Below are 20,230 nucleotides of genomic sequence, written 5' to 3' on the forward strand. Positions count from 1 at the left end.
AACGATAGCGAAAAAGCAAAAAAATTATTCCGGTTTTAACAGATCTTGCCACCAGTTGAGCGGTGTTTGGCCATCGGTAGGGTCGTACACATTGCCGTACATCCACGCACTTTGGCCATCGCGGCCGACAAATTCGTTGAGGATATTTTCAATCGCAGTAAATCCGCAGCTCACGTGGATGGAATACACCAACATACGCGGCGTTTCGCGGTCCAGTTCACCACCAAGCTTTTCCAGTTCGGGCGTGAGCGCATCGGCAAGGGTTTGGATATCGTTGCGGCTGAAGACACGGATACTCAAGTTGCCGCTGCGCTGCACCAAATCAAATTCGCGCGTATCGGCCAGCATTTTCACCACATCGCCACTGGCCAGGCCTTTGGCAAATGCGGGCGATTGCACCAATTGGAAATTGCCATCATCCAATTCGCGTACGTGGAGCTGTTCAACAATCGGCTGGCCATTCGCGCCAATACCGGCAAAAAGTTCGATCACTTGCAAGGACTTCATAAATGGGCGTTCACTTGTGAGAAAAGGCACCTTTAACGGTGTCTGATAAGGGAGTTATGGCATTATACCCATCTCTGTTACAAGGAGTCTTACTATGAAAATGCTTTCACGTGTGTTTGTCCCTTTGTTTGTATGGGGTGCTATCGCCTCATCACTGATTGGCTGCGTGGTCAATCCGGTGACTGGCAAAAGCCAGATTTCCCTAATGTCGCCCGAGCAGGAAGTGGCCACGGGTGCCAAGAACTATGTGCCGGCACAACAATCGCAAGGTGGCCAATACGTGGTCGATCCCGGCCTCACCACCTATGTGCAGCAAGTGGGCAAGAAGCTCGCCGCCGTGAGTGACCGCCCCGACTTGCCTTACGAGTTTGTGGTGCTGAATAACGATGTCCCTAACGCCTGGGCGATGCCCGGCGGCAAGCTGGCCATTAACCGCGGCTTGTTAGTCTATCTGGAAGATGAAGCACAACTCGCCGCAGTGATGGGCCACGAAATTGTCCACGCAGCCGCCCGCCACGGTGCGCAACAACAAACCCAAAATGTATTGATGGGTGCCGGTGTGCTGCTGGCTGGTGTTGCGATTGCCGAGAAAAAACCCGAATACGGCGCGCTGGGCATGGGTGCGCTGGCGGTGGGATCGCAAGCATGGCAAGCCAAATACGGCCGCGACCATGAATTGGAATCCGATGCGGTGGGCATGAAGTACATGATTAAAGCGGGATATGACCCGCAAGCCGCCGTCGAGCTGCAAGAAATATTTGTGAAGTTATCGGAAGGCAGAAACGCCGGTTTTATCGAAGGCCTGTTTGCCAGCCATCCACCTTCACAAGAACGCGTGAATAAAAATCGCGCATTAGCCGCTAAACATCCCGGCGGTGTACGCAACAAGGCCGCGTTCCAACGCGCCATGGCGCAAGTAAATAAAGACAAAAAAGCCTACGAGAATTATCAAAAAGCGCAGAAACTCGCAGGCGAGAAAAAATATATCGATGCAATGACCTATGTTGAACAATCCATCGCCCAACAACCCAAAGAAAATTTATTCTGGGAGATGAAAGGCCAACTGTTATTGCAACAGGATAAAACCAACGAGGCGGTCACTGCACTGAACCGCGCAGTGGATGCCAACCCGAAATATTTCAAGCCTTATGTATTCCGCGGTATTGCCTACAACCAATTGGGCAAACAGGATATGGCCGAAAAAGATTTACTCACCAGCACGCGTTATTTGCCCACACAAATTGCTGCCTATTATTTGGGTGAAGTGAATATGGCCAAAGGCAACCGCTCACAAGCCGCGCAGTATTACCAACAAGCAGCGCAGGGCGGCGGCGACATTGGTGAAGCCGCCAAAGGCAAATTGGGTAAATTGCAGTAACCGTTTTTTAACCATTGTTGTTTTTATTTAAAATTCGCAGGCGCTATTGGAATACACAACACCAATAGCGCCTGTATTTATAATCGACACACATTATTACGATAATAATTCCATCATGAACCACTCCGCTGATATTTCTCCTGCGCAACAATTTGTGCGCGCGCTCGATTCCATCGCCGAATACACCGGCACGACTACCGCTTGGCTTACCGGCATTATGGTGCTGGTGGCCTGTACTGTCGTTACCTTGCGCCATGTGTTTGGTATTGGTTCTGTTGCACTGCAAGAGTCCGTCACTTACATGCATGCATTGGTGTTTATGTTGGGCGCAGCCTACACCTTAAAAAAGGGCGAACATGTGCGGGTGGATATTGTGTATCGCAAATTATCGCTACGTGCGCGTGCATGGGTGGAAGTGTTGGGGAGTTTGGTATTCACCTTGCCATTGATGATATTTATCGGCTGGGGCAGTTGGGATTTTGTGCAGGAAAGTTGGCGTATTCGTGAAGGTTCAACCGATTCTGGTGGATTAGGCGGTGTGTATTTATTGAAAAGCTTACTGCCATTAATGGCAGTCAGTGTGAGCTTGCAGGCAATTGCCGAATTGCTGCGCAATTTATTAGTACTGATGAACATTGCTCCAGCGCAGGAGGAAGCATCATGCTAATTGAATTGATCCCGCTGTTCATGTTTGCAGCGATATGTATTTTTTTAATGTTCGGCTATCCCGTCGCACTCACGCTAGGAGGCGTTGCATTAGTGTTTGCAGGTGCAGGAATTGCAGGCGGTGTGTTTGATCCGAATCTATTAAAAAGTTTTCCCACGCGCCTGTACGGCATTATGAACAATTACACGCTAGTGGCTGTTCCGCTATTTGTATTTATGGGCACAGTGTTGGAAAAATCCCGCCTTGCGGAAGATTTATTGGAAAACATGTCCAAAGCCTGTGGGCGTTTACCCGGGGGGTTGGGTATTTCGGTTATCGCTGTGGGTGCCATGCTCGCCGCCAGCACCGGTATTGTAGGTGCAACAGTAGTGACTATGGGTTTGATGTCGCTGCCGCTTATGATAAAACGCGGTTACGCGCCCAGCTTTGCCTGCGGCACTATTTGCGCAACAGGAACACTCGGGCAAATTATTCCACCTTCAATTGCACTCGTGTTATTGGGCGATGTGTTATCCAGCGCTTACCAACAAGCGCAATTAAAACTCGGTGTGTTCAACCCCAAAACCATTTCCGTTGGCGATTTATTTGTCGCCGCCATAGTGCCCGGTTTAGCGCTGGTCGCACTCTATATGCTCTATGTTTTCTTTACTGCCTTTTTCCGCCCACAAATTATTCCGCGCACATCCATCGACCAAAATGCAGAAAAAGTACCCTTCATTAAAATTTTGTTCAGCTTATTACCGGTGCTGTTATTGATCGGTTTAGTGCTCGGCTCCATTTTAATTGGTGCCGCCACACCCACCGAAGCGGCTGGCGTAGGTGCACTCGGTGCCTGTTTGTTAGCACTCGGAAAAAAACAACTTTGCATAAAACGTTTGCGTGAAGTTTCACAATCCACCATAAAAATCACCGCCATGATTTTTATGATCCTGATCGGCGCATCTTTATTTTCACTCGTGTTCCGCGGCTTTGGTGGCGAAGAATTGGTACACAACTTTTTCAGTCAATTACCGGGCGGTGTATTTACTGCTGTATTACTGGTAATGCTGGTGATGTTCGTACTCGGATTTATTCTGGACTTTATCGAAATTATTTTTGTAGTCGTACCAATCGTCGCACCGGTATTACTCGCCATGGGTGTAGACCCTATTTGGCTCGGCATTATGATCGCCGTAAATCTGCAAACCTCTTTCCTCACACCACCCTTCGGATTCGCACTTTTCTACTTACGCGGCGTCGCACCCGCCAGCATCAAAACCAGCGAAATCTATCGCGGCGTTGTACCCTTCATCGCACTGCAACTATTACTGTTATGCGTAATGGCTATTTGGCCGGGGATTATTACCTGGTTGCCGGAGCAGATGTAAGCCAACGACTTACTCTTAGAACTTATAGTTATCAATTAAACCTTTTGTGCTAACTATAGACTCCAATAAATTGATTTACCTTCTCAGCAATGATCACTACACTCCCAAAATAAACAAATAATAATACATACAACAGAAAAACCTGATTCTTCATAATTAGATAAAAAATCTATCCTTAACAAAAGGCACCAGAATGAAAAGAAATATTTTCTCTTATTTTTTTTATAGCATCATTGCTTTCAGTACTTCAAATGCAATCGCTGAAATAAAGACCCAACAATTAGACAATGGCTGGATTGCACTAACTAAGCAAGTAGACCCATTTGATAGCTCTACTGTTAAGGTTATTCAAATAATCAAAGATGATTTTGTATTCCAATGCGGCGAGCTAAACATGAAGGGAGGATCTTATGGATTTGAAAGCTTGAGTTTTTCCGCAGAAATAAGATATTTAATTGATGAGAAGCACACACAAAACAAAACTGGAAAATATTCTACTTACCTCAGCGGATCAGACATGGTTACAGATAGTAGATACTATTCTTTCGAAATAAATGCTGAAGATATTAATGCTATGAAAAACGGTTCGAGCATGAAAGTTGCTGGGAAATATGGAAATTCAGGCTGGGAGACAAAGAGTCTAAACTTAATAGGGTTTACATCAGCATATAACATGATGTGTGACAAATAAATTTAACTTTATATACAGCAATTATCCCTTCTACAACTCGCTAATCACCCCAGAGGGCTATACTTGCCACAGCCCTCTGGAGATTACGCCATCATGCAAGAATTTAACTCTACGCCTACCGGCACCATCGCGTTGCAAACTATCACCATGCCGGGGGATACCAACCCCTTTGGCGATATTTTTGGTGGCTGGGTGATGGCGCAGATGGATATTGCTGGCGCGATACATGCGAATGAAGTTGCGCAGGGGCGGGTGACGACGGTGGCGGTGGGGAGTATGGTGTTTATGCGGCCGGTGCCGGTGGGGGCGATTATCAGTTGTTACACCAGTACGTTGCGCATTGGGAATACCTCTATCCGCGTAAAGGTGGAAGTATGGATTAAAGATTTCCTGACTCACAAAATCAGTCAGGTGACGCAGGGCGAATATGTGTATGTGGCGATTGATGAGCAGGGTCGCAAGCGGCCGGTGCTGAAAAACCCTGAATAAATGCCCTGAATTTTGGATGATAACAAACGAAAAATCTGATGGGTCTGCGCGTATTCTGTGCGCTTATGATTATTAAAAATTTTCCAACTCCCTGATTACTCACTACTTATTCAGTTAAACCTTTCTTTACGCCCGCACCTGTGTTTTTCCCGCCGGGCTCCGCTAGACTTAAACGACCTTGTTATTGTCATCTGTTACCGTGTATCGTCTTTTCACGTTGTTTTTCATTTTGTGCATATTCAAATAAACAGGCTTTCCGCAGAGGCTAGGGATGTTAAAAGATTCGCGCAGTGGTTACGGTTTGGTTTCCATTCTGATTCATTGGATAAGTGCGCTGCTCATTCTGTTTTTATTTGGATTGGGCACTTACATGGTGGATTTAACTTACTACGACGACTGGTATCACAAAGGCCCCGAGTTGCACGTGAGCCTCGGCTTGGTTGTTTTATTATTGATGCTGGTGCGCATTGTGTGGCGCATTGCCAACCCAACCCCGGTTGAACTTACCGCAAAACGCGCACAAAACCTTGCCGCAAAACTCGTTAAAATCGGTTTGTATCTTTTCATTTTTGTGGTGCTGATCAGTGGTTATTTAATTACCACAGCGGAAGGCCAACCGGCGAGCATGTTTAATCTGCTGAAGTTCCCCGTTCTAGTTGAACTGGAGGCGGGCAATGTCGATCTTGCCGGTGAATTGCATGAATATTTTGCCTGGGGAATTATCGCGCTGGTTGTACTGCATGTACTGGGTGCGCTGATGCATCATTTTGTGATGCGCGACAAAACCTTGGTACGCATGATTAAACCTGTTAAAAAATCCGATGTCTGATGATTGAATTTTATTGTCTCAATCAACACTTAACTTAAAACAACATTAATTTAAAACGTTTCACTCAACTCGATGAACCTCAAAGGAGTTTACACAATGTTAAAACAATCCTTATTAAAAAAATCTTTTCTCGCATTAGCCGTTAGCAGCGTTGGCTTGATGAGTTTGCCAACCATGGCTGACACTTATGTGATTGATACCAAAGGTGCGCACGCATCGATCAATTTTGCAATCAAGCATTTGGGCTACAGCGTACTGACTGGCCGTTTTGATAAATTTGAAGGTGAATTTACCTACGACCCTGCTAAACCAGAAGCAAGCACTGTGAATGTCACTATCGACACCGCCAGTGTTAACTCTAACCACGCCGAGCGCGACAAGCATTTGCGTAGCGATGATTTCCTGAATGTTGAAAAATTCCCGAAAGCGACCTTTGTGAGCAAGTCTATTAAAGTGGATGACAAAGATGAGTTTGACATCATCGGTGATTTGACTCTCAATGGCGTAACCAAAAGCATCACCATTGAAGTAGAAAAAGTTGGCGAAGGTAAAGACCCATGGGGCGGTTACCGCGCTGGCTTCTCCGGTGAGACTGAGATCAAATTAAAAGATTTCAACGTGAAAATGGATTTGGGCCCAGCATCAGAAGTGGTCAAACTGGAATTGGAAATTGAAGGTATTAAAAAATAATTTCCACGTGTGAACACAAAAGCCCGGCTTATCGCCGGGCTTTTTTATGCGCGCGCCACAATAAAAAACCTGAACCCAACAACAATAATGTACCCGACGACGGCTCAGGTAAATGTGCGTAGGTAAAGGTTAAATCATCAATGCCGGCATTGACCCGCCCATCAAAAAAACTGGAAAAATGCAGCCGCTGAAAGCCAGCGGGTGAATAGAAACTCACAAGCTGATTGGGTGTGTAAGGTGTCGGCGTGTGCGGATTAAATCCATCTGTGGTTTTAGAATACGCATTGCCATCGGCATCTAGCGCGTCGATATAAATATTATCTCCAAGATAAGAAGACACATACAGGCTTACCATCGTCGGGAACCGATCAACAAACAACAAACTACCACCGTGCCCCATCAACAAATAATTTGGTGATGAGACGCTGGGCTCTGATGGTGAGCGATAGGTTGCGAGAAAACCATCAACGATGATTAAGCCATGGTCGGCATATTCATCGGAGAGAGGGTGATCGCCAAAATGATCAAAAATCGGCGTGGGGATATATTCACGATCGTCAAAATTAATCGTCACTGCCTGGGCAGTGGTACCCGTCAATAAACCTAATAGCACAGCAATGTTGCGAAACTTGGTGACGACACACATACGAACCTCCTGGTTCAAACGCAGGGCGAACAATTGAAGGGAGCGAGAGGACTTGACCGAAAGAGTCGATTGATTTTTATACAATCTGAACAGGCTTTACCAGTAGCAATTCACATTTTTGCCACTACCTGCCGGCCGCCTGCCGATACTGCTCACCCATCAACGCAACAAAGCGCTGCGCGCCCAAACCCAATGGGCGCTCACGCGACCACACCAGATCCACCCATAACTCTTCGCCGTTAGTGAAATTGCCCATGGGTAATTCCACCAATAATTGGCCGTTGAGATACGGCTGCACACAGGCGCGTGGCAACCAACTCCAACCCAATCCGGCCAGAGCCAGTTGCAGTGCCGCCTCGGGGTGATCCACCCGCCAGTGGTGATCCGATGCCACGCAAAACTGCTCGCTGGTGGCGAGCCCTGTGCCTTCATGGCGGCTGCCGACGATGATCTGGCGCACCGGGCGCAACTGATCGCCCTGCAACTGGCCGGAGTCCGACAGCAATTGCAGCAGGGGATGGTTGCGCGCAATCACGGCGACTAATGTCTCGCGCCCCACTTCCTGAAAGCGCTCGCGCCCATCGGCGGCAGGGCGCTCAAATACCAGCGCGAGCTGCGCTTCACCGCGATGCAATAAATCCAGTGCATCGCTTTGCGGTGCAGTGATGATGCGCACGTCCAGCGAGGGATATTCCTTCGCCAATACTTGCAAAGGTTTCACCCACTGGGTGGATTGCAGCTCGGGGGCGATCACCAATGTCAGGCGCGGCTCCAACCCTTGGCTGAGTTCCAGCGCCTGGGTATTGAGCTGCTGCATTTGCCCCATCAACAAGCGCGCTTGCGGCTCCAGCGCGCGCGCATGGGCGGTGGGTTTTGGCTCGCGACCGCTGCGTTCAAATAACTCCAGCGCCAGCTCCGCCTCCAGATTGGCGATCGCCATGCTCACAGCTGACGGCACTCGCCCCAGCTGGCGCGCCGCGGCAGAAAAAGAGCCGGTATCCAATACCGCCAGAAATACCAGCACCGCGTCTGAATTGAATGCTTTGCTCATCGCCAACCCCACCTTTCAGAAAAACTGATATTAGCTAACTTTTTCTGTCAGTTAAAACTTTAGAAAATATCAACATCTTACCCAGATGAAGAGGTTGTGATGCAAAGTGCTTCTGTTCAAACTCGCCCCTTACAAGGAGCCAAGCGCCGTGTGGTATACGTCGCGCTCTATGAGCTGATTGCGATACTGCTTTCCACCATTCTATTGATGTTGATGAGCAACACAGGCACCGCTGAATCCTTGGGGCTGGCGGTGGCGGCATCGGCCTTGGCGATCATCTGGAACCTCGTCTTCAACAGCCTGTTTGAACGCTGGGAATCACGCCGTGCAAAACCGGGGCGCAGCCTGGGTATGCGCATATGCCACGCAATAGGGTTTGAAGGCGGTTTACTGGTGCTATTGGTGCCTTTGGTTGCCTGGTGGTACAGCGTCAGCCTTTGGCAGGCGCTATTGATAGACTTGGGTTTACTGGTGTTTTTTCTGGTGTACACCTTCGTATTCACCTGGGTGTTTGATGCCGTATTTGGCTTGCCATCGTCCGCAAGGCTGCAATCTACCGCCATCTGATCCGGTTTTTTAACTTGCCCAAGGGATTAAAATAGATTAAAACAGAGAATAAACCGTTTATTCTCTGTGATGAGGGTTCAGTATGTTTCACAGCTCCGACATCTACACTGTGACCGATTTCAGCCGCAAACCGGCAGAACACATCAAACGCCTGAACGAAAGCAAGCGCCCTGAAATACTGACGGTCAATGGCAAAGCAGCCGTCGTCATTCAGGATGCCGAAAGCTACGAAAAGATGGCAGCCTTGGCAGAATATGCCGATAGCATCCTCAATATCCGCAAAGCGCTTGCTGAAGAAGGCCGTGAGTTAACCAATTTCACCCGTGAGTTCGAAGCAAAATACGGAATAAAACGTTGAAGGAATATCGCGTTCACATCAAACCCACCGCAGAAAAGGATCTTGAGCAACGCTATCTGCAAATAGCAGAAGATTCTCCGGAAAATGCCCTGCGCTGGTACCTTGGTTTAATAGAAGCGATTGAAACGCTGTCGTTAATGGCAGAGCGGTGTCCCATCGCCGCTGAAGATATTGATGTGCAAATGGGTATCAGGCATTTGATTATCGGCAATTACCGTGTGCTTTTCCGGATTCACAACCAACAGGTTGATGTACTTCATATCCGTCATAGCGCTCACGAGCGTTTTCTGTGAATCTACGGCACCATTCATAAATCCTGTTTCTGTAACTTCTCTTTCCACAGCTTCTCTTTCTACTATAAAAAACTGATCCGGTTTTTTTAACCTAAACTGAATCTGTTTTCAGTACAGATTCGGGCGCATAGTGGCCTTGTTCAGTTATCTGCGCATGAGGCCGTTATGAGCGATTCCCCGTTGTTGATCCCCACCCGCACCTTGCCTGAAGGCAAAATTTTCACGCGCAGTTTTACCGGCCGGTTCCGCAACTTGCGTTTATTGGGTGCCGGTTTTTTAGCGCTGCTGTTTTTTGGGACATCCTGGATTAATTGGAACGGCCACCAAGCCGTCTTGTGGGATTTGGAGACGCGTCAATTCCACGTGTTTGGCACCACCTTTTGGCCGCAGGATTTTATGCTGTTGTCGTTCGCGATGATTATTGGCGCGCTCTTGTTATTTGCCGTTACGATGGTTGCTGGCCGGGTGTGGTGTGGTTATGCCTGCCCGCAGAGCGTGTGGACCTGGGCATTTATGTGGGCGGAGAACATTACCGAGGGCGACCGCAACCAGCGCATGAAATTGCAACAGGCACCTTGGGGAGCAAACAAATTATTCAAACGCAGCAGCAAGCATCTGCTGTGGATTGTCATGAGCCTCGCTACCGGCATCGCCTTTGTGGGTTATTTTGTGCCGGTGCGCGAATTGGTGCATAACCTTGCACAGCTGGAGTGGTTGAGTAGCAGTGCGATTTGGGTCGCTATAGTGGCATCGCTCACCTACGTAAATGCCGGATGGGTGCGCGAAAAAGTGTGCGTGCATATGTGCCCTTATGCGCGTTTCCAAAGTGTGATGTTTGATCGCAACACTTTGGTCATTGCTTACGATGCAGCACGCGGCGATACGCGCGGCTCGCGCAAAAAAATCGATGATCACAAAGCACTTGGCCTTGGCGATTGCATCGACTGTTACATGTGCGTGCAAGTGTGCCCGACCGGTATTGATATCCGCGATGGTTTGCAAATGGATTGCATTGGTTGCGCTGCGTGTATCGATGCCTGTGATGATGTGATGGATAAAATGGGTTACGAGCGCGGGCTGGTCAGCTACACATCCGAGGCTGCATTAGCTGGCGAGCCGCAGAAAATTCTGCGCCCGCGGTTATTGGGTTATGGTGCCATCATCGCCGTTATGCTTGCGGCGTTATTCATGTCATTAAACGCGCGTGAATTAGTCGATTTGAGCGTTGTGAAAGACCGCAGTGTGATTTATCGTCACACGAGCGATGGCAATATTCTCAACGTGTATCGTTTGAAAGTGACGAATAAAACCCAACAGCCCGCGCGTTACACATTGCAGTTGCACAATGCGCAGGGCCTATCGTTATCGCGCGAGCATCAATTTACACTCAAGGCAGGTGAAATTTATGATTTTCCTGTCACGGTAAAAATGCCGTCATCACTTCATCAGGCCGCCGGTATGATTCATTTTGATTTTGAATTGGTAAACGATTCCACACCGCTTCTGCCCAATCGGGAGGCCGCCAATTTTATGTATCCTGCGCAATAATTTTTATGAAATTATACGAAAAGCTCGCCGATGAAATTGCTGCATTGATTCGCGCGGGCGTGCTCACTGCAAATGAAAAAGTGCCCTCGGTGCGCAGTGCCAGTCGCACCTATGATGTAAGCCCTGCAACGGTTTTTGAGGCTTACTATTTATTGGAGAGCCGCGGCTTCATACAAGCGCGGTCGCGCTCCGGATATTTTGTGTGCGCGCAGGCCAACAAGGATTTAGCCGAGCCGGAGATGTGTCCGCAACTGACAGAGACCACACCGGTGGATGTCAGCGAACTGGTTTTTTCAGTGTTAGGTTCAATCAAAGATCCGGATATCATTCCGCTCGGCTCTGCCTTTCCCAGCCCGGATTTATTTCCACTGGCGCGCCTGGCGCGCTCCATGAATAAAAGCCTGCAGCAAATGCCTGCCAACCGCATCCTCACCGATATCACCAGCGGCAACCCGCACTTGCGCAGGCAGATTGCATTGCGTTATCGCGTGAATGGTGTAATGCACGCGCCAGAAGAACTGGTGATTACCAATGGCGCATTGGAAGCATTGAATTTATGTTTGCAAGTGGTTACCCAACCGGGTGATTTGGTCGCCATTGAAACACCTACTTTTTATGCTGCACTGCAAATTTTAGAGCGCTTGCAATTAAAAGCGGTAGAAATTCCTGTGCACCCGCGCGACGGTATTCATTTACAAACACTGGAAGACAGCTTACAGCGTTTGCCGATTAAAGCCTGTTGGCTGATGAGCCATTTTCACAATCCGCTCGGCGCATCCATGAGCGATGAAAAAAAACAAACCCTGTGCGAATTATTGCATCGCCATCAAGTGCCTTTAATTGAAGATGATGTTTACGCTGAATTGTATTTTGGTGTAACACCGCCCAAACCCATCAAACAATTTGACCGCTCCGGTTTGGTGATGCATTGCGGTTCTTTTTCCAAAAACCTTGCTCCCGGGTATCGCGTAGGGTGGGTATCTGCTGGCCGCTATGCGGAACCAATACAGCGTTTGAAATTGATGACAACCATATCGCCTTCGGTTCCCGCGCAAGCGGCTTTGGCCGATTATTTACAGCAGGGCGGATATGATCGCCATTTGCGTAAACTGCGCAATTCGTTGGAGCAACAACAACAGTGCATGTTGAATGCGATTGCCACTTATTTTCCTAAAGACACGCGTGTTACACGCCCAACTGGCGGATATTTTTTGTGGGTGGAATTACCAGAGCAGGTGGACAGTTTGCAATTATTTTCCATGGCATTGGCGCAGGGCATCAGTATCGCTCCCGGGCCAATTTTTTCTGCAACGCGGCGATTCCGCAATTGCATCCGGTTGAATTACGGTTATGCGTGGAATAAAGAAATGGATGATGCTTTCGCAACATTAGGGAAATTAATTACTTCCTTGCTCTAACGTCTGGGTTCGCTGTGCTAATGCCCTGACTCGCCGCTCTAATGAATAGACTCGCAGTTTACACCACCGCCGAAATCCAGCGGCGCAAACGGCTGCGCAGATATTGCATCATCGGCTTGCCGCGCCATGAACCCCAACACAAATGCGCACCAATGGTGTGCGCAGTTTTTTTTGCGGTCAGTTTAGCCATTGCAAATTCCGGATAAATAACATAGCTGGGCATCACTGTAATATCGTCTTTATAGTGCGGATGTTCCTGCAAAAATAATGTCAGCGCATGCGGGCCACTGAGAAACACAATATTGGTTTCACCGGCGCGATGCTTGGCAAAAATCTGTTCGATAAATTTTAACCACATCTCAAAGCCCGGCTCCGATGCCATAAAGGCATTGCCCAGTTTTGCGCCACCGCCAATGCTTTTGCATTCCGGCTCTTCAATCGCTAATACACATTTATTATTAAGAAATTTTTGGTTAATCGGTTTATAGAAAACATAATCGGTATCAAAATAAATTCCGCCATACACGTACAGATACAAGCAGCGCGCAATATCCACACGGATTACTCCCACCGGAATACGTAAATAATCTTGTAGAAATTGCGGCGCTTTCTCCTGCACAAGCTGGAGATTGGTTTCATCGGTCCAGGCGTGGTATTCAAAATCGGGCATTAATGCGCGCGCGCGACGCGTTAGCTGACGCTCTTCCCAAACGTAGGACTTGGAACATTGGTGCAGGATTTTCGGAATCATGGCGTTTTCCTTTTTCATCTGGCGATTAAAACCGGAATACAGCGCTTAGTTTTAATGTTTGCAATTGCTATGCCAGTAAAAAAGGAGCCGCTCAACCCTGACCGGTTCTTCGCTGTTTGAGCGTGGGTGATTGATAAAGATATTGGTCGTGATCCACCAGCCACAGCTCGCGGTCGCGGCACATATCCACGAGATAATCGATAAAACGCCGCACATAGCCAGGCATGTATTTATCTTTGGGAAACACCAGACTGAGGGTTTTTGTCTCCCGGCATTCTGCTAGCGGCAGCGTCGCCAATTCGCCACTTTGCAGTTCGTCGTAGCACATAAATAAAGGCAAATGCACCAATCCGAAGCCTTGGCTGGCAAATTGTTTGGCAAGGATAAATTCATTGACCACTAATTGCCGGCACTGTTGCAGCGGCGAATCGCGGCCAGTATTGCCCGAACTTTTGCTCACCATAATGTAAGTGTGACGCGCGAGATCATCGGCTGTTTGCGGCGGGCTGATTTTTTTCAGGTAACAAGGGCTCGCGACCAAACCGTAATTAATCGTGCCCAAACGGCGCGCGACCAGCGATGAATCCTCTAACTCGCCCAAACGGATCGCCAGATCAAAACCGTCGCCCAATGCAAAACTGTTGCGGTCACAGACATTAATATCCAATTTGATACGCGGATGTTTTTCCATAAACGTCATCAGGTAATTACAAATGGCTTTGCTGTTGCAATCGTGCGGCAGACTGATTTTGATATTGCCTTCCAGTGCCGTCTGGTGCGCCTGTACCTGCGCATTGGCCAATTCAATCTGCTGGATAATCTGGCAGCAGTGTTGGTAGTAAGCCTGCCCCGCACTGGTCAATTGGAAATAGCGGCTATTGCGCGCAATCAGCGTCACGCCCAATGCCGCTTCCAACTGTGCCAATTTGCGGCTGATGGTTTGTTTGCTGCTGTTTAATTGCTTGCTCGCGGCGGTGATGCTGTTTAATTCTGACACGGCATGAAAAATATAAATGTCGTTTAAATTAACATTGGATACCATAAACCCCTCAACAAAAGTTGACGCAGAAAATAAAGGTACTGCTCTACTGAGTTCTGTAGAACCTCTGTTTGCTGGGGCAAATCGCTAGGTTGGATTGGCTGGCACTTAAATTATCATGCAGGCCAATCAAATTTCCTGATGAGGTGTATTGGTCTTAGTGTGGTTTGCAATGTATCGTCATTGCTTTTTTATTTCTGTTAACCGTATTCCCGCGAGGCTTTTTTTGGGTTTGGTCGCGCAATTCCGTTTTATTTTTTATCTCCATAGCGCTAAACCGTTTGCTGATGTGAACAATAAACGGTGACCACAAACTACCGCGGCTTATTTAACACAGCTTCCCTCCAAATAACAGCCCAAATCACCGCCGCGCGCGTATCAAAGCTGCAACGCAGTGTCCCGATAATTTCACTCTGCAAATAGGTTGTTGACGAATAGTATCTTCGCCCTGCTACTGAATAACGAATAAAAGGAGCCTTGATATGAAATGCCGCCTCTCTTTATGGCTTGTCTTATGCCTTGCCCCAGCACTGTTTCCGCAGATGGCGCACGCGCACGTTAAATGGTTTGTCGATGACAGTCACGCCTTTACTGAAGCCGGTTATTTCTTTGATAGTCTTTTTGCATTTATCCTTACCGGTGCATTTTTATTTGTAGCAGCCGCCAGCCTCTTACAGCGGCACGCACGGCAAAACATACGCAGCTATGATTTTCTTTATGCACCTGTCAGTAAACTCTGGATGAAAAATCCATCGCGCTACATCAACACCTTATTAAAATTTTCACTGGGAATATTGCTACTCGCCAATTTACTGCAAGGGCATTTTATTGCACCCAATTTCGTGCGCGATGGCGGATCATTTGAATACGCACTGGTTCAGGCGCTGTTGATATTGTTATTGATTGTGGATGTCAGCCTGTTTGCATTGGCACTCTTTGTGTTTTCACTTTCGCTATTTTTATTATTTCCTATCGCCAGTGCGATTGATTACGCACCGGAATTAATTGCGCTGAGCATCGCACTGTTTTTTACCAGCCCGCGGTATGCAGAGGGGCGTTTAAATATGAACTTTTTCGGCAAACAATATCGCATTCAACATCGCTCATTGGCTGTCGGCATTGTGCAATTTGGGTTGGGTTTGCAATTAATTATTCTCACCTTCCATGACAAATTATTGCACCCCGGTTATGGCCTGGCATTTTTGCATGAGTATCCGGTGTTTAATTTCCCACACTATTTTGGCTGGCACAGTTTTACCAATACCCATTTTGTTTTTGGTGCAGGCATGGCCGAGCTGTGCTTTGGTGTATTGCTCGTGGCCAATATTGCACCGCGCATTGCATCGCTGTTAATTGTGATTATTTTTACGTTGACCGGAATTGTGCTGGGGCCAGAAGAATTACTCGGCCATGTACCAATTATTGCGATGGCACTGGTCTTACTGCTCACACCGCTCCCCGGTTTTGCCGCACCTGAAGCGCAATTGGATTCGCAACTATTACCAGATTGACCTGTGGCAATTTACCAGCATTAAATGCGACGAACTGTGCGCGGGAGTCAGCGCTGCTCGCGGGTATGCCACACACGTAATACATAAAGAGTGTCAGCATGGATTTCATAGCGCAGCTCATAAGCGCCAATCAGGATACGACGAACTTCGCGCGGTAAAAATTCATCCAGCTTTTCACCAATACGCGGATTAGCGAGCAGTTTGACAGGTGATTGGGTGAGGTTCTGGATAACCCGCGCAGCGGCAGGTAGATTGAGGGGAGCGAGAAAATCGTAGAGCCGCGCCAAATCCATGAGCGCTTTACTTGTCCATTCGATTTGCATCATTTGGGTACCGGTAAGGGTTTGTCTGTACCCAGACTTTCAGCCCACGCCTGCACAGAGTGGTGATCAATAACTCGCCCCTGATCTACGTCGTCAAGCGCCTCCCGGGTCAAGCGGCTGCGCTCTTCTTCCTGATCAATCCAGGCTGCTAGCGCCTGTTTGATAATCCAACCACGTGAACGCTCAAGGCGCGTAGCCAATTCATCAATCTTTTCAGCCATTGGCAGGGAAACATGGGCGGTTATTACTTTGGTGTCTGCGGTAGCCATAACAGTCTCTTAATCACAGTGATTAGAAATTAATCATAGTGATTACCAATGTTGGATTCAACCAAAAATATCCATCTGCCCATCGGACTTTTGGGTGGCGGGGATGTGTAGGGGTTTGCGGAATTGGGTGCAATCCAGTTCGCCGTAGCGGCGGCTTTTATCGAGGCCGTAGCGTTTTAGGCCTTTTAAAAATCGCTGGCGGATCATATCGGCCCACAGCCCTTCGCCGCGCATGCGCGTGGCAAAATTTGCATCGTAGTCTTTACCACCGCGCATATCGCGGATGCGGTTCATCACCCGCGCGGCGCGTTCGGGAAAGTGGATTTGCAGCCATTCCTGAAACAGCGGATTGATCTCCCACGGCAAGCGCAGCACGGTATAACCGGCGGCAGTCGCGCCTGCATCGGCGGCGGCTTTTAATACGCGCTCGATTTCCTGCTCAGTAATAAACGGAATAATTGGCGCAACACTCACCATGGTGGGAATGCCCGCATTCGCCAAACGCTCGATAGTTTGCAAGCGGCGAGTGGGCGATGCGGCGCGCGGCTCCAAAATGCGAGCGATGCTGTGATCCAACGTCGTGATGGTAATCGCGACTGCCGCGAGATTTTTCTGCGCCATCGGCTGCAGCAAATCAATATCCCGTTCAATTAAGGCCGATTTGGTAATCATTCCCACCGGATGGTCGCACTCATGAAACACCTCCAGACATTGGCGGGTGATATTCAGCTCGCGCTCGCAGGGCTGGTAGGCATCGGTGTTCACCCCGAAGGCGATGGGGCTCGGCTGATAATTCTGCTGCGCGAGTTCACGGCGCAGCACATCCGCGGCATTGGTTTTGGCGTACAGACGGGTTTCAAAATCCAGCCCCGGCGATAGCCCCAAATACGCGTGGGTCGGGCGTGCAAAACAATAGACGCAACCATGTTCGCAGCCACGATAGGGATTGATGGAGACGCTGAATGGAATATCCGGCGACTGGTTGCGGCTCAAAATGCTCTTGGCCAGCTCGGGGGTGACGTGGGTTTTTAACGCGGGGCGGATGTCAGTGTCATCCTCATGGGGTTGCCAGCCATCGTCCACGGTTTCAATCAGCTGGGTTTCAAAACGGCCGGCAATGTTACTCGCTGCACCGCGCCCCTTTTGCGCTTGGGGTTTGGCGACGATCCACAATTCCGGGTCTATCGATTCTGAGCCTATTGATTCCGGGTCTACATAGTCATGATCATCAGCCGCCATATCACCACCCCCGAATTACTGCAGTGCAATTTACTGTATATAAAAACAGTATTTTGCGCTTCATAGCGGCTGCTTGGCAAGGTACGACTTTTATCTGTGAGCAGGATTTTGCGTTTGTTGGGTGTCATTGTCGGTTTGCAGCGCATCATTTTACGTTTAGTGCTCAAACTGGTGCGACGCGCCCTGTACCTGCCCACAAGATACGCTTGTGGCATTCAGTGGTTGCCACCCAACGACAAACTCAAGCGTTTTCTAATAAAGATAAAAGGTACTCGCTATGTTCACTCTCAATCGCTATACCGGCGTGCTCTTTGCGCTCGCCACCCTGATCGGCGTTAGCATCACCAGCGCCGCCACTGCCAAGCCTTACAAAGCGGCGGAAATCTACTCCAAGCAAACCTATAAATACGGCCGCTATGAAATGCGCATGCGCGTCGCCAAGGGGAGCGGGGTATTGTCCACATTCTTTACCTACAAAAATGGATCGGAACAGCCGGGGGTTTTCTGGGAAGAAATCGACATCGAGATCTTCGGCAAGAACAACGCCACCCAATGGCAGAGCAATGTGATTATCGGCACCAATCGCCCCACCACCAAAACCGAAGGGGTGCACACCATGCCTTATTCATTGGGCGATGGTTACAACACCTATGTACTGGAGTGGACACCCAGTTACATCGCCTGGTTTGTGAACGGCACGCAAGTGCGCCGCATTAACGGCGGCCAGTTCGTCACCAGCCTGACCAGCCCGCAAGATCTGCGATTCAATCTGTGGGCGGCGAATATCGCCGAGTGGGTCGGGGCTTGGAACCCGAACATACTGCCGGTTTATCAATTCGTAAATTACATCGAGTACAAACCCTGGAATGCTTCTACCAATAGTTTTGGCACCGGCTGGCGCGATGATTTCAACAGCTTCGATACCAATCGCTGGAATAAAGCCAACTGGACGTTTGGTGAAAACCTGGCGGATTTCGACCCCAATAACGTCGTCGTAAAAAATGGCATTTTGGTATTGGCACTGACCCGCGAAGGCCAAACCGGCTATACCGGCACACCTCCGGCCGATAACGGCTCTACGCCCGCACCTACCGTTTTTATTGAAGCAGAAAGCTTCAATGAAGTGGGTGGTAGCGTCAATGTGGCGGGTGGAGTTGTGGGTTATATCGATGCCGGCGAATGGTTCAAATACCACAATGTGAATATCCCGCAGGCCGGGACTTATCGCGTGGAGTACAAAGTCGCCTCGGCACTGACCACGGCGCAATTTACACTCGATAAAAACGGCGTTGGCTTGGGCACCATTAGTGTTCCCAACACCGGTGGCTGGGGAACCTATCAAGTGATTTCACACAATGTGTATTTGAATGCAGGTGTGCAAAGTTTGGCGATCTACGCCAACACTGGCGGCTTTAATATCGATTGGATCAAGCTCACTAAAATTTAATCTGTTTTAGCCCTTGGGAGAGGCGGGCACTGCTCGCACTCCCATTTTTTAATACTGTTTTTTTGATGTCGATTTTTAATTGTTTGTTGATGAGGTAAACGTTATGCGTCGTTTGTTGTGTGTGTTGTTAACCGTCACTGCCGGATTGGTTAGTCATCTCGTTCATGCCAAGGCTTACAAGGGCGCAGAAATTTATTCCAGTGAAAGTTATCTGTATGGCCGTTACGAAATTCGCATGCGTGTGGCGAATGCCAGCGGCGTGTTATCCACTTTTTTTACTTACAAAAATGGCTCGGAAGTCGGCAATACTTTTTGGGAAGAAATTGATATTGAAGTGTTCGGAAAAAATAACGCAACCGAATGGCAAAGTAATATTATTCTCGGCAGCTCACGCCCAACACTTCACACCGAGCAAGTGCACAACGCCAATACATCTCTCGCCAATGCGTATCACACTTATGTACTGGAGTGGACGCCGGATTACGTCGCCTGGTATTTGGATGGCGTAGAAGTGCGCCGCATCACCGGCACCAGCACCGTCACCAGCCTCACCAATCCGCAAAGTTTACGGTTTAATTTGTGGGCATCGGATTCAGTGCCTTGGGTAGGCGCGTGGGATGACAGCGTGCTGCCCGTGTATCAGTTTGTAAATTACATCGATTACAAAGCTTACAACAACACCACCAAAACATTTGAAGGTGGATGGCGCGATGATTTCACTACATTGGATACCACACGCTGGGGCAAAGCAAACTGGACATTTGACGGCAACCGCGTGGATTTTGCGCCAGAAAATGTGGTGATCAAAGACGGCATTCTAGTGCTCGCACTCACCAAAGAAAACGCAACAGGTTACACAGGTACACCACCGGCAGATGAACCTGCAAACACCAGCAGCTCCGCTGCAAGTTCCATTGCCGTTTCCAGCTCTGCAGCGTCCAGCTCCACTGCGAGTTCTATCGCAGCCAGTTCAGCCGCTGCATCGTCTGTCGCCACGTCAAAAGCATCGGGCGGATCTGGCGGTGGCGGTGGCGCATTTAACTTGCTCGGCTTGATTGCGCTGTGTGGATTATTGTTGGTTCGTCGCGAGAAAAAATAACCCTCACCCCAACCCTCTCCCATTTACGGAAAAGAGAAGGGAGAGGGAGTTAA

The 20,230-nt window shown here is 48.7% G+C and carries 23 protein-coding genes; 15 read left to right on the plus strand and 8 right to left on the minus strand.

The annotated features are described in order from the left end of the window. Window positions 1-24: 24 nt before the first annotated feature. Window positions 25-507: a DUF4265 domain-containing protein gene (locus VC28_RS14540; protein WP_049631273.1), complete on the minus strand. Its 483-nt coding sequence runs from the start codon at window positions 505-507 to the stop codon at window positions 25-27. A gap of 100 nt (window positions 508-607) precedes the next feature. Here VC28_RS14540 and VC28_RS14545 point away from each other — a divergent pair, with 100 nt between their 5' ends. The 7 genes from VC28_RS14545 to VC28_RS14575 all read left to right on the plus strand — a co-directional run bounded on the left by VC28_RS14545 (window position 608) and on the right by VC28_RS14575 (window position 6,618). Next, window positions 608-1,885: a M48 family metalloprotease gene (locus tag VC28_RS14545; protein WP_369799058.1), complete on the plus strand. Its 1,278-nt coding sequence runs from the start codon at window positions 608-610 to the stop codon at window positions 1,883-1,885. 115 nt (window positions 1,886-2,000) lie between these two features. Then, window positions 2,001-2,552 (plus strand): TRAP transporter small permease subunit, encoded by a 552-nt coding sequence (locus VC28_RS14550; protein ID WP_049631275.1) that lies wholly within the window; start codon window positions 2,001-2,003, stop codon window positions 2,550-2,552. Next, window positions 2,546-3,919 (plus strand): TRAP transporter large permease, encoded by a 1,374-nt coding sequence (locus VC28_RS14555; protein WP_049631276.1) that lies wholly within the window; start codon window positions 2,546-2,548, stop codon window positions 3,917-3,919. The genes VC28_RS14550 and VC28_RS14555 overlap by 7 nt, the downstream gene beginning before the upstream one ends. Before the next feature lie 193 nt (window positions 3,920-4,112). Beyond that, window positions 4,113-4,610 (plus strand): hypothetical protein, encoded by a 498-nt coding sequence (locus VC28_RS14560; RefSeq protein WP_049631277.1) that lies wholly within the window; start codon window positions 4,113-4,115, stop codon window positions 4,608-4,610. Window positions 4,611-4,703: 93 nt separating this feature from the next. After that, window positions 4,704-5,099 carry an acyl-CoA thioesterase gene (locus tag VC28_RS14565; protein WP_049631278.1) on the plus strand — a complete coding sequence of 132 codons (396 nt, stop codon included), beginning with the start codon at window positions 4,704-4,706 and terminating at the stop codon, window positions 5,097-5,099. Window positions 5,100-5,370: 271 nt separating this feature from the next. Then, window positions 5,371-5,928: a cytochrome b gene (locus VC28_RS14570; protein ID WP_049631279.1), complete on the plus strand. Its 558-nt coding sequence runs from the start codon at window positions 5,371-5,373 to the stop codon at window positions 5,926-5,928. Between the two features lie 96 nt (window positions 5,929-6,024). Further along, window positions 6,025-6,618: a YceI family protein gene (locus tag VC28_RS14575; protein WP_049631280.1), complete on the plus strand. Its 594-nt coding sequence runs from the start codon at window positions 6,025-6,027 to the stop codon at window positions 6,616-6,618. A 28-nt stretch (window positions 6,619-6,646) separates the two neighbouring features. Here the strand turns inward: VC28_RS14575 and VC28_RS14580 are convergent, their stop codons facing one another. Both VC28_RS14580 and VC28_RS14585 read right to left on the minus strand, forming a co-directional pair. Next, window positions 6,647-7,264: a PEP-CTERM sorting domain-containing protein gene (locus VC28_RS14580; protein ID WP_049631281.1), complete on the minus strand. Its 618-nt coding sequence runs from the start codon at window positions 7,262-7,264 to the stop codon at window positions 6,647-6,649. 124 nt (window positions 7,265-7,388) lie between these two features. Beyond that, window positions 7,389-8,315, minus strand: coding sequence for a LysR family transcriptional regulator (locus VC28_RS14585; RefSeq protein WP_049631282.1), 927 nt, complete (start codon window positions 8,313-8,315; stop codon window positions 7,389-7,391). A 99-nt stretch (window positions 8,316-8,414) separates the two neighbouring features. Between VC28_RS14585 and VC28_RS14590 the strand changes: the two genes are divergently transcribed. The 5 genes from VC28_RS14590 to mapR all read left to right on the plus strand — a co-directional run bounded on the left by VC28_RS14590 (window position 8,415) and on the right by mapR (window position 12,499). After that, window positions 8,415-8,882, plus strand: a complete 468-nt coding sequence (locus VC28_RS14590) for a PACE efflux transporter (RefSeq protein ID WP_049631283.1) — start codon at window positions 8,415-8,417, stop codon at window positions 8,880-8,882. 82 nt (window positions 8,883-8,964) lie between these two features. Then, window positions 8,965-9,240: a type II toxin-antitoxin system Phd/YefM family antitoxin gene (locus VC28_RS14595; protein WP_049631284.1), complete on the plus strand. Its 276-nt coding sequence runs from the start codon at window positions 8,965-8,967 to the stop codon at window positions 9,238-9,240. Beyond that, window positions 9,237-9,533, plus strand: coding sequence for a type II toxin-antitoxin system RelE/ParE family toxin (locus VC28_RS14600; RefSeq protein ID WP_049631285.1), 297 nt, complete (start codon window positions 9,237-9,239; stop codon window positions 9,531-9,533). The genes VC28_RS14595 and VC28_RS14600 overlap by 4 nt, the downstream gene beginning before the upstream one ends. Before the next feature lie 165 nt (window positions 9,534-9,698). Further along, the gene (gene ccoG, locus VC28_RS14605) at window positions 9,699-11,081 is read left to right on the plus strand and encodes a cytochrome c oxidase accessory protein CcoG (RefSeq protein WP_049631286.1); all 1,383 of its coding nucleotides are present in this window, start codon (window positions 9,699-9,701) and stop codon (window positions 11,079-11,081) included. A 5-nt stretch (window positions 11,082-11,086) separates the two neighbouring features. Beyond that, entirely contained in the window at window positions 11,087-12,499 is a 1,413-nt protein-coding gene (gene mapR / locus VC28_RS14610) for a GntR family transcriptional regulator MpaR (protein WP_049631287.1), read from the plus strand. Window positions 12,500-12,557: 58 nt separating this feature from the next. On the opposite strand, the gene VC28_RS14615 is transcribed toward mapR, so the two are convergent. Next, entirely contained in the window at window positions 12,558-13,250 is a 693-nt protein-coding gene (locus VC28_RS14615) for a glycosyltransferase family 32 protein (RefSeq protein WP_049631288.1), read from the minus strand. 91 nt (window positions 13,251-13,341) lie between these two features. Continuing rightward, complete coding sequence (locus VC28_RS14620) at window positions 13,342-14,292, minus strand: LysR family transcriptional regulator (protein WP_049631289.1); 951 nt, start codon at window positions 14,290-14,292, stop codon at window positions 13,342-13,344. A 479-nt stretch (window positions 14,293-14,771) separates the two neighbouring features. Here VC28_RS14620 and VC28_RS14625 point away from each other — a divergent pair, with 479 nt between their 5' ends. Further along, window positions 14,772-15,800: a hypothetical protein gene (locus tag VC28_RS14625; protein ID WP_049631290.1), complete on the plus strand. Its 1,029-nt coding sequence runs from the start codon at window positions 14,772-14,774 to the stop codon at window positions 15,798-15,800. Window positions 15,801-15,847: 47 nt separating this feature from the next. On the opposite strand, the gene VC28_RS14630 is transcribed toward VC28_RS14625, so the two are convergent. The 3 genes from VC28_RS14630 to VC28_RS14640 are packed head-to-tail and all read right to left on the minus strand — an operon-like array spanning window position 15,848 to window position 17,631. Continuing rightward, entirely contained in the window at window positions 15,848-16,126 is a 279-nt protein-coding gene (locus tag VC28_RS14630; RefSeq protein ID WP_049631291.1) for a type II toxin-antitoxin system RelE/ParE family toxin, read from the minus strand. Continuing rightward, on the minus strand, window positions 16,123-16,392 hold the full coding sequence (locus VC28_RS14635) for a CopG family ribbon-helix-helix protein (RefSeq protein WP_049631292.1): 270 nt from the start codon (window positions 16,390-16,392) through the stop codon (window positions 16,123-16,125). Before VC28_RS14635 ends, VC28_RS14630 begins: the two co-directional genes overlap by 4 nt. Before the next feature lie 57 nt (window positions 16,393-16,449). After that, a complete protein-coding gene (locus VC28_RS14640) occupies window positions 16,450-17,631 on the minus strand; it encodes a PA0069 family radical SAM protein (protein ID WP_049631293.1) in 1,182 nt (393 codons plus the stop codon). A 277-nt stretch (window positions 17,632-17,908) separates the two neighbouring features. Here VC28_RS14640 and VC28_RS14650 point away from each other — a divergent pair, with 277 nt between their 5' ends. Then, window positions 17,909-19,078 (plus strand): carbohydrate-binding protein, encoded by a 1,170-nt coding sequence (locus tag VC28_RS14650; protein ID WP_049631295.1) that lies wholly within the window; start codon window positions 17,909-17,911, stop codon window positions 19,076-19,078. Window positions 19,079-19,181: 103 nt separating this feature from the next. Continuing rightward, complete coding sequence (locus tag VC28_RS14655) at window positions 19,182-20,177, plus strand: family 16 glycosylhydrolase (RefSeq protein WP_049631296.1); 996 nt, start codon at window positions 19,182-19,184, stop codon at window positions 20,175-20,177. Window positions 20,178-20,230: the final 53 nt, after the last annotated feature.

This window comes from Cellvibrio sp. pealriver (assembly GCF_001183545.1).
Lineage (GTDB): Bacteria > Pseudomonadota > Gammaproteobacteria > Pseudomonadales > Cellvibrionaceae > Cellvibrio.

Excerpts from the sequence above, each read along its gene's own strand:
- VC28_RS14550 (WP_049631275.1), top strand. The coding sequence starts at position 2,001 with ATGAACCACTCCGCTGATATTTCTCCTGCGCAACAATTTGTGCGCGCG.
- VC28_RS14655 (WP_049631296.1), top strand. The coding sequence starts at position 19,182 with ATGCGTCGTTTGTTGTGTGTGTTGTTAACCGTCACTGCCGGATTGGTT.
- VC28_RS14580 (WP_049631281.1), bottom strand. The coding sequence starts at position 7,264 with ATGTGTGTCGTCACCAAGTTTCGCAACATTGCTGTGCTATTAGGTTTA.
- mapR (WP_049631287.1), top strand. The coding sequence starts at position 11,087 with ATGAAATTATACGAAAAGCTCGCCGATGAAATTGCTGCATTGATTCGC.
- ccoG (WP_049631286.1), top strand. The coding sequence starts at position 9,699 with ATGAGCGATTCCCCGTTGTTGATCCCCACCCGCACCTTGCCTGAAGGC.
- VC28_RS14565 (WP_049631278.1), top strand. The coding sequence starts at position 4,704 with ATGCAAGAATTTAACTCTACGCCTACCGGCACCATCGCGTTGCAAACT.
- VC28_RS14585 (WP_049631282.1), bottom strand. The coding sequence starts at position 8,315 with ATGAGCAAAGCATTCAATTCAGACGCGGTGCTGGTATTTCTGGCGGTA.
- VC28_RS14650 (WP_049631295.1), top strand. The coding sequence starts at position 17,909 with ATGTTCACTCTCAATCGCTATACCGGCGTGCTCTTTGCGCTCGCCACC.
- VC28_RS14620 (WP_049631289.1), bottom strand. The coding sequence starts at position 14,292 with ATGGTATCCAATGTTAATTTAAACGACATTTATATTTTTCATGCCGTG.
- VC28_RS14540 (WP_049631273.1), bottom strand. The coding sequence starts at position 507 with ATGAAGTCCTTGCAAGTGATCGAACTTTTTGCCGGTATTGGCGCGAAT.
- VC28_RS14545 (WP_369799058.1), top strand. The coding sequence starts at position 608 with ATGCTTTCACGTGTGTTTGTCCCTTTGTTTGTATGGGGTGCTATCGCC.
- VC28_RS14625 (WP_049631290.1), top strand. The coding sequence starts at position 14,772 with ATGAAATGCCGCCTCTCTTTATGGCTTGTCTTATGCCTTGCCCCAGCA.
- VC28_RS14630 (WP_049631291.1), bottom strand. The coding sequence starts at position 16,126 with ATGATGCAAATCGAATGGACAAGTAAAGCGCTCATGGATTTGGCGCGG.
- VC28_RS14555 (WP_049631276.1), top strand. The coding sequence starts at position 2,546 with ATGCTAATTGAATTGATCCCGCTGTTCATGTTTGCAGCGATATGTATT.
- VC28_RS14635 (WP_049631292.1), bottom strand. The coding sequence starts at position 16,392 with ATGGCTACCGCAGACACCAAAGTAATAACCGCCCATGTTTCCCTGCCA.
- VC28_RS14575 (WP_049631280.1), top strand. The coding sequence starts at position 6,025 with ATGTTAAAACAATCCTTATTAAAAAAATCTTTTCTCGCATTAGCCGTT.
- VC28_RS14640 (WP_049631293.1), bottom strand. The coding sequence starts at position 17,631 with ATGGCGGCTGATGATCATGACTATGTAGACCCGGAATCAATAGGCTCA.
- VC28_RS14595 (WP_049631284.1), top strand. The coding sequence starts at position 8,965 with ATGTTTCACAGCTCCGACATCTACACTGTGACCGATTTCAGCCGCAAA.
- VC28_RS14560 (WP_049631277.1), top strand. The coding sequence starts at position 4,113 with ATGAAAAGAAATATTTTCTCTTATTTTTTTTATAGCATCATTGCTTTC.
- VC28_RS14590 (WP_049631283.1), top strand. The coding sequence starts at position 8,415 with ATGCAAAGTGCTTCTGTTCAAACTCGCCCCTTACAAGGAGCCAAGCGC.
- VC28_RS14570 (WP_049631279.1), top strand. The coding sequence starts at position 5,371 with ATGTTAAAAGATTCGCGCAGTGGTTACGGTTTGGTTTCCATTCTGATT.
- VC28_RS14615 (WP_049631288.1), bottom strand. The coding sequence starts at position 13,250 with ATGATTCCGAAAATCCTGCACCAATGTTCCAAGTCCTACGTTTGGGAA.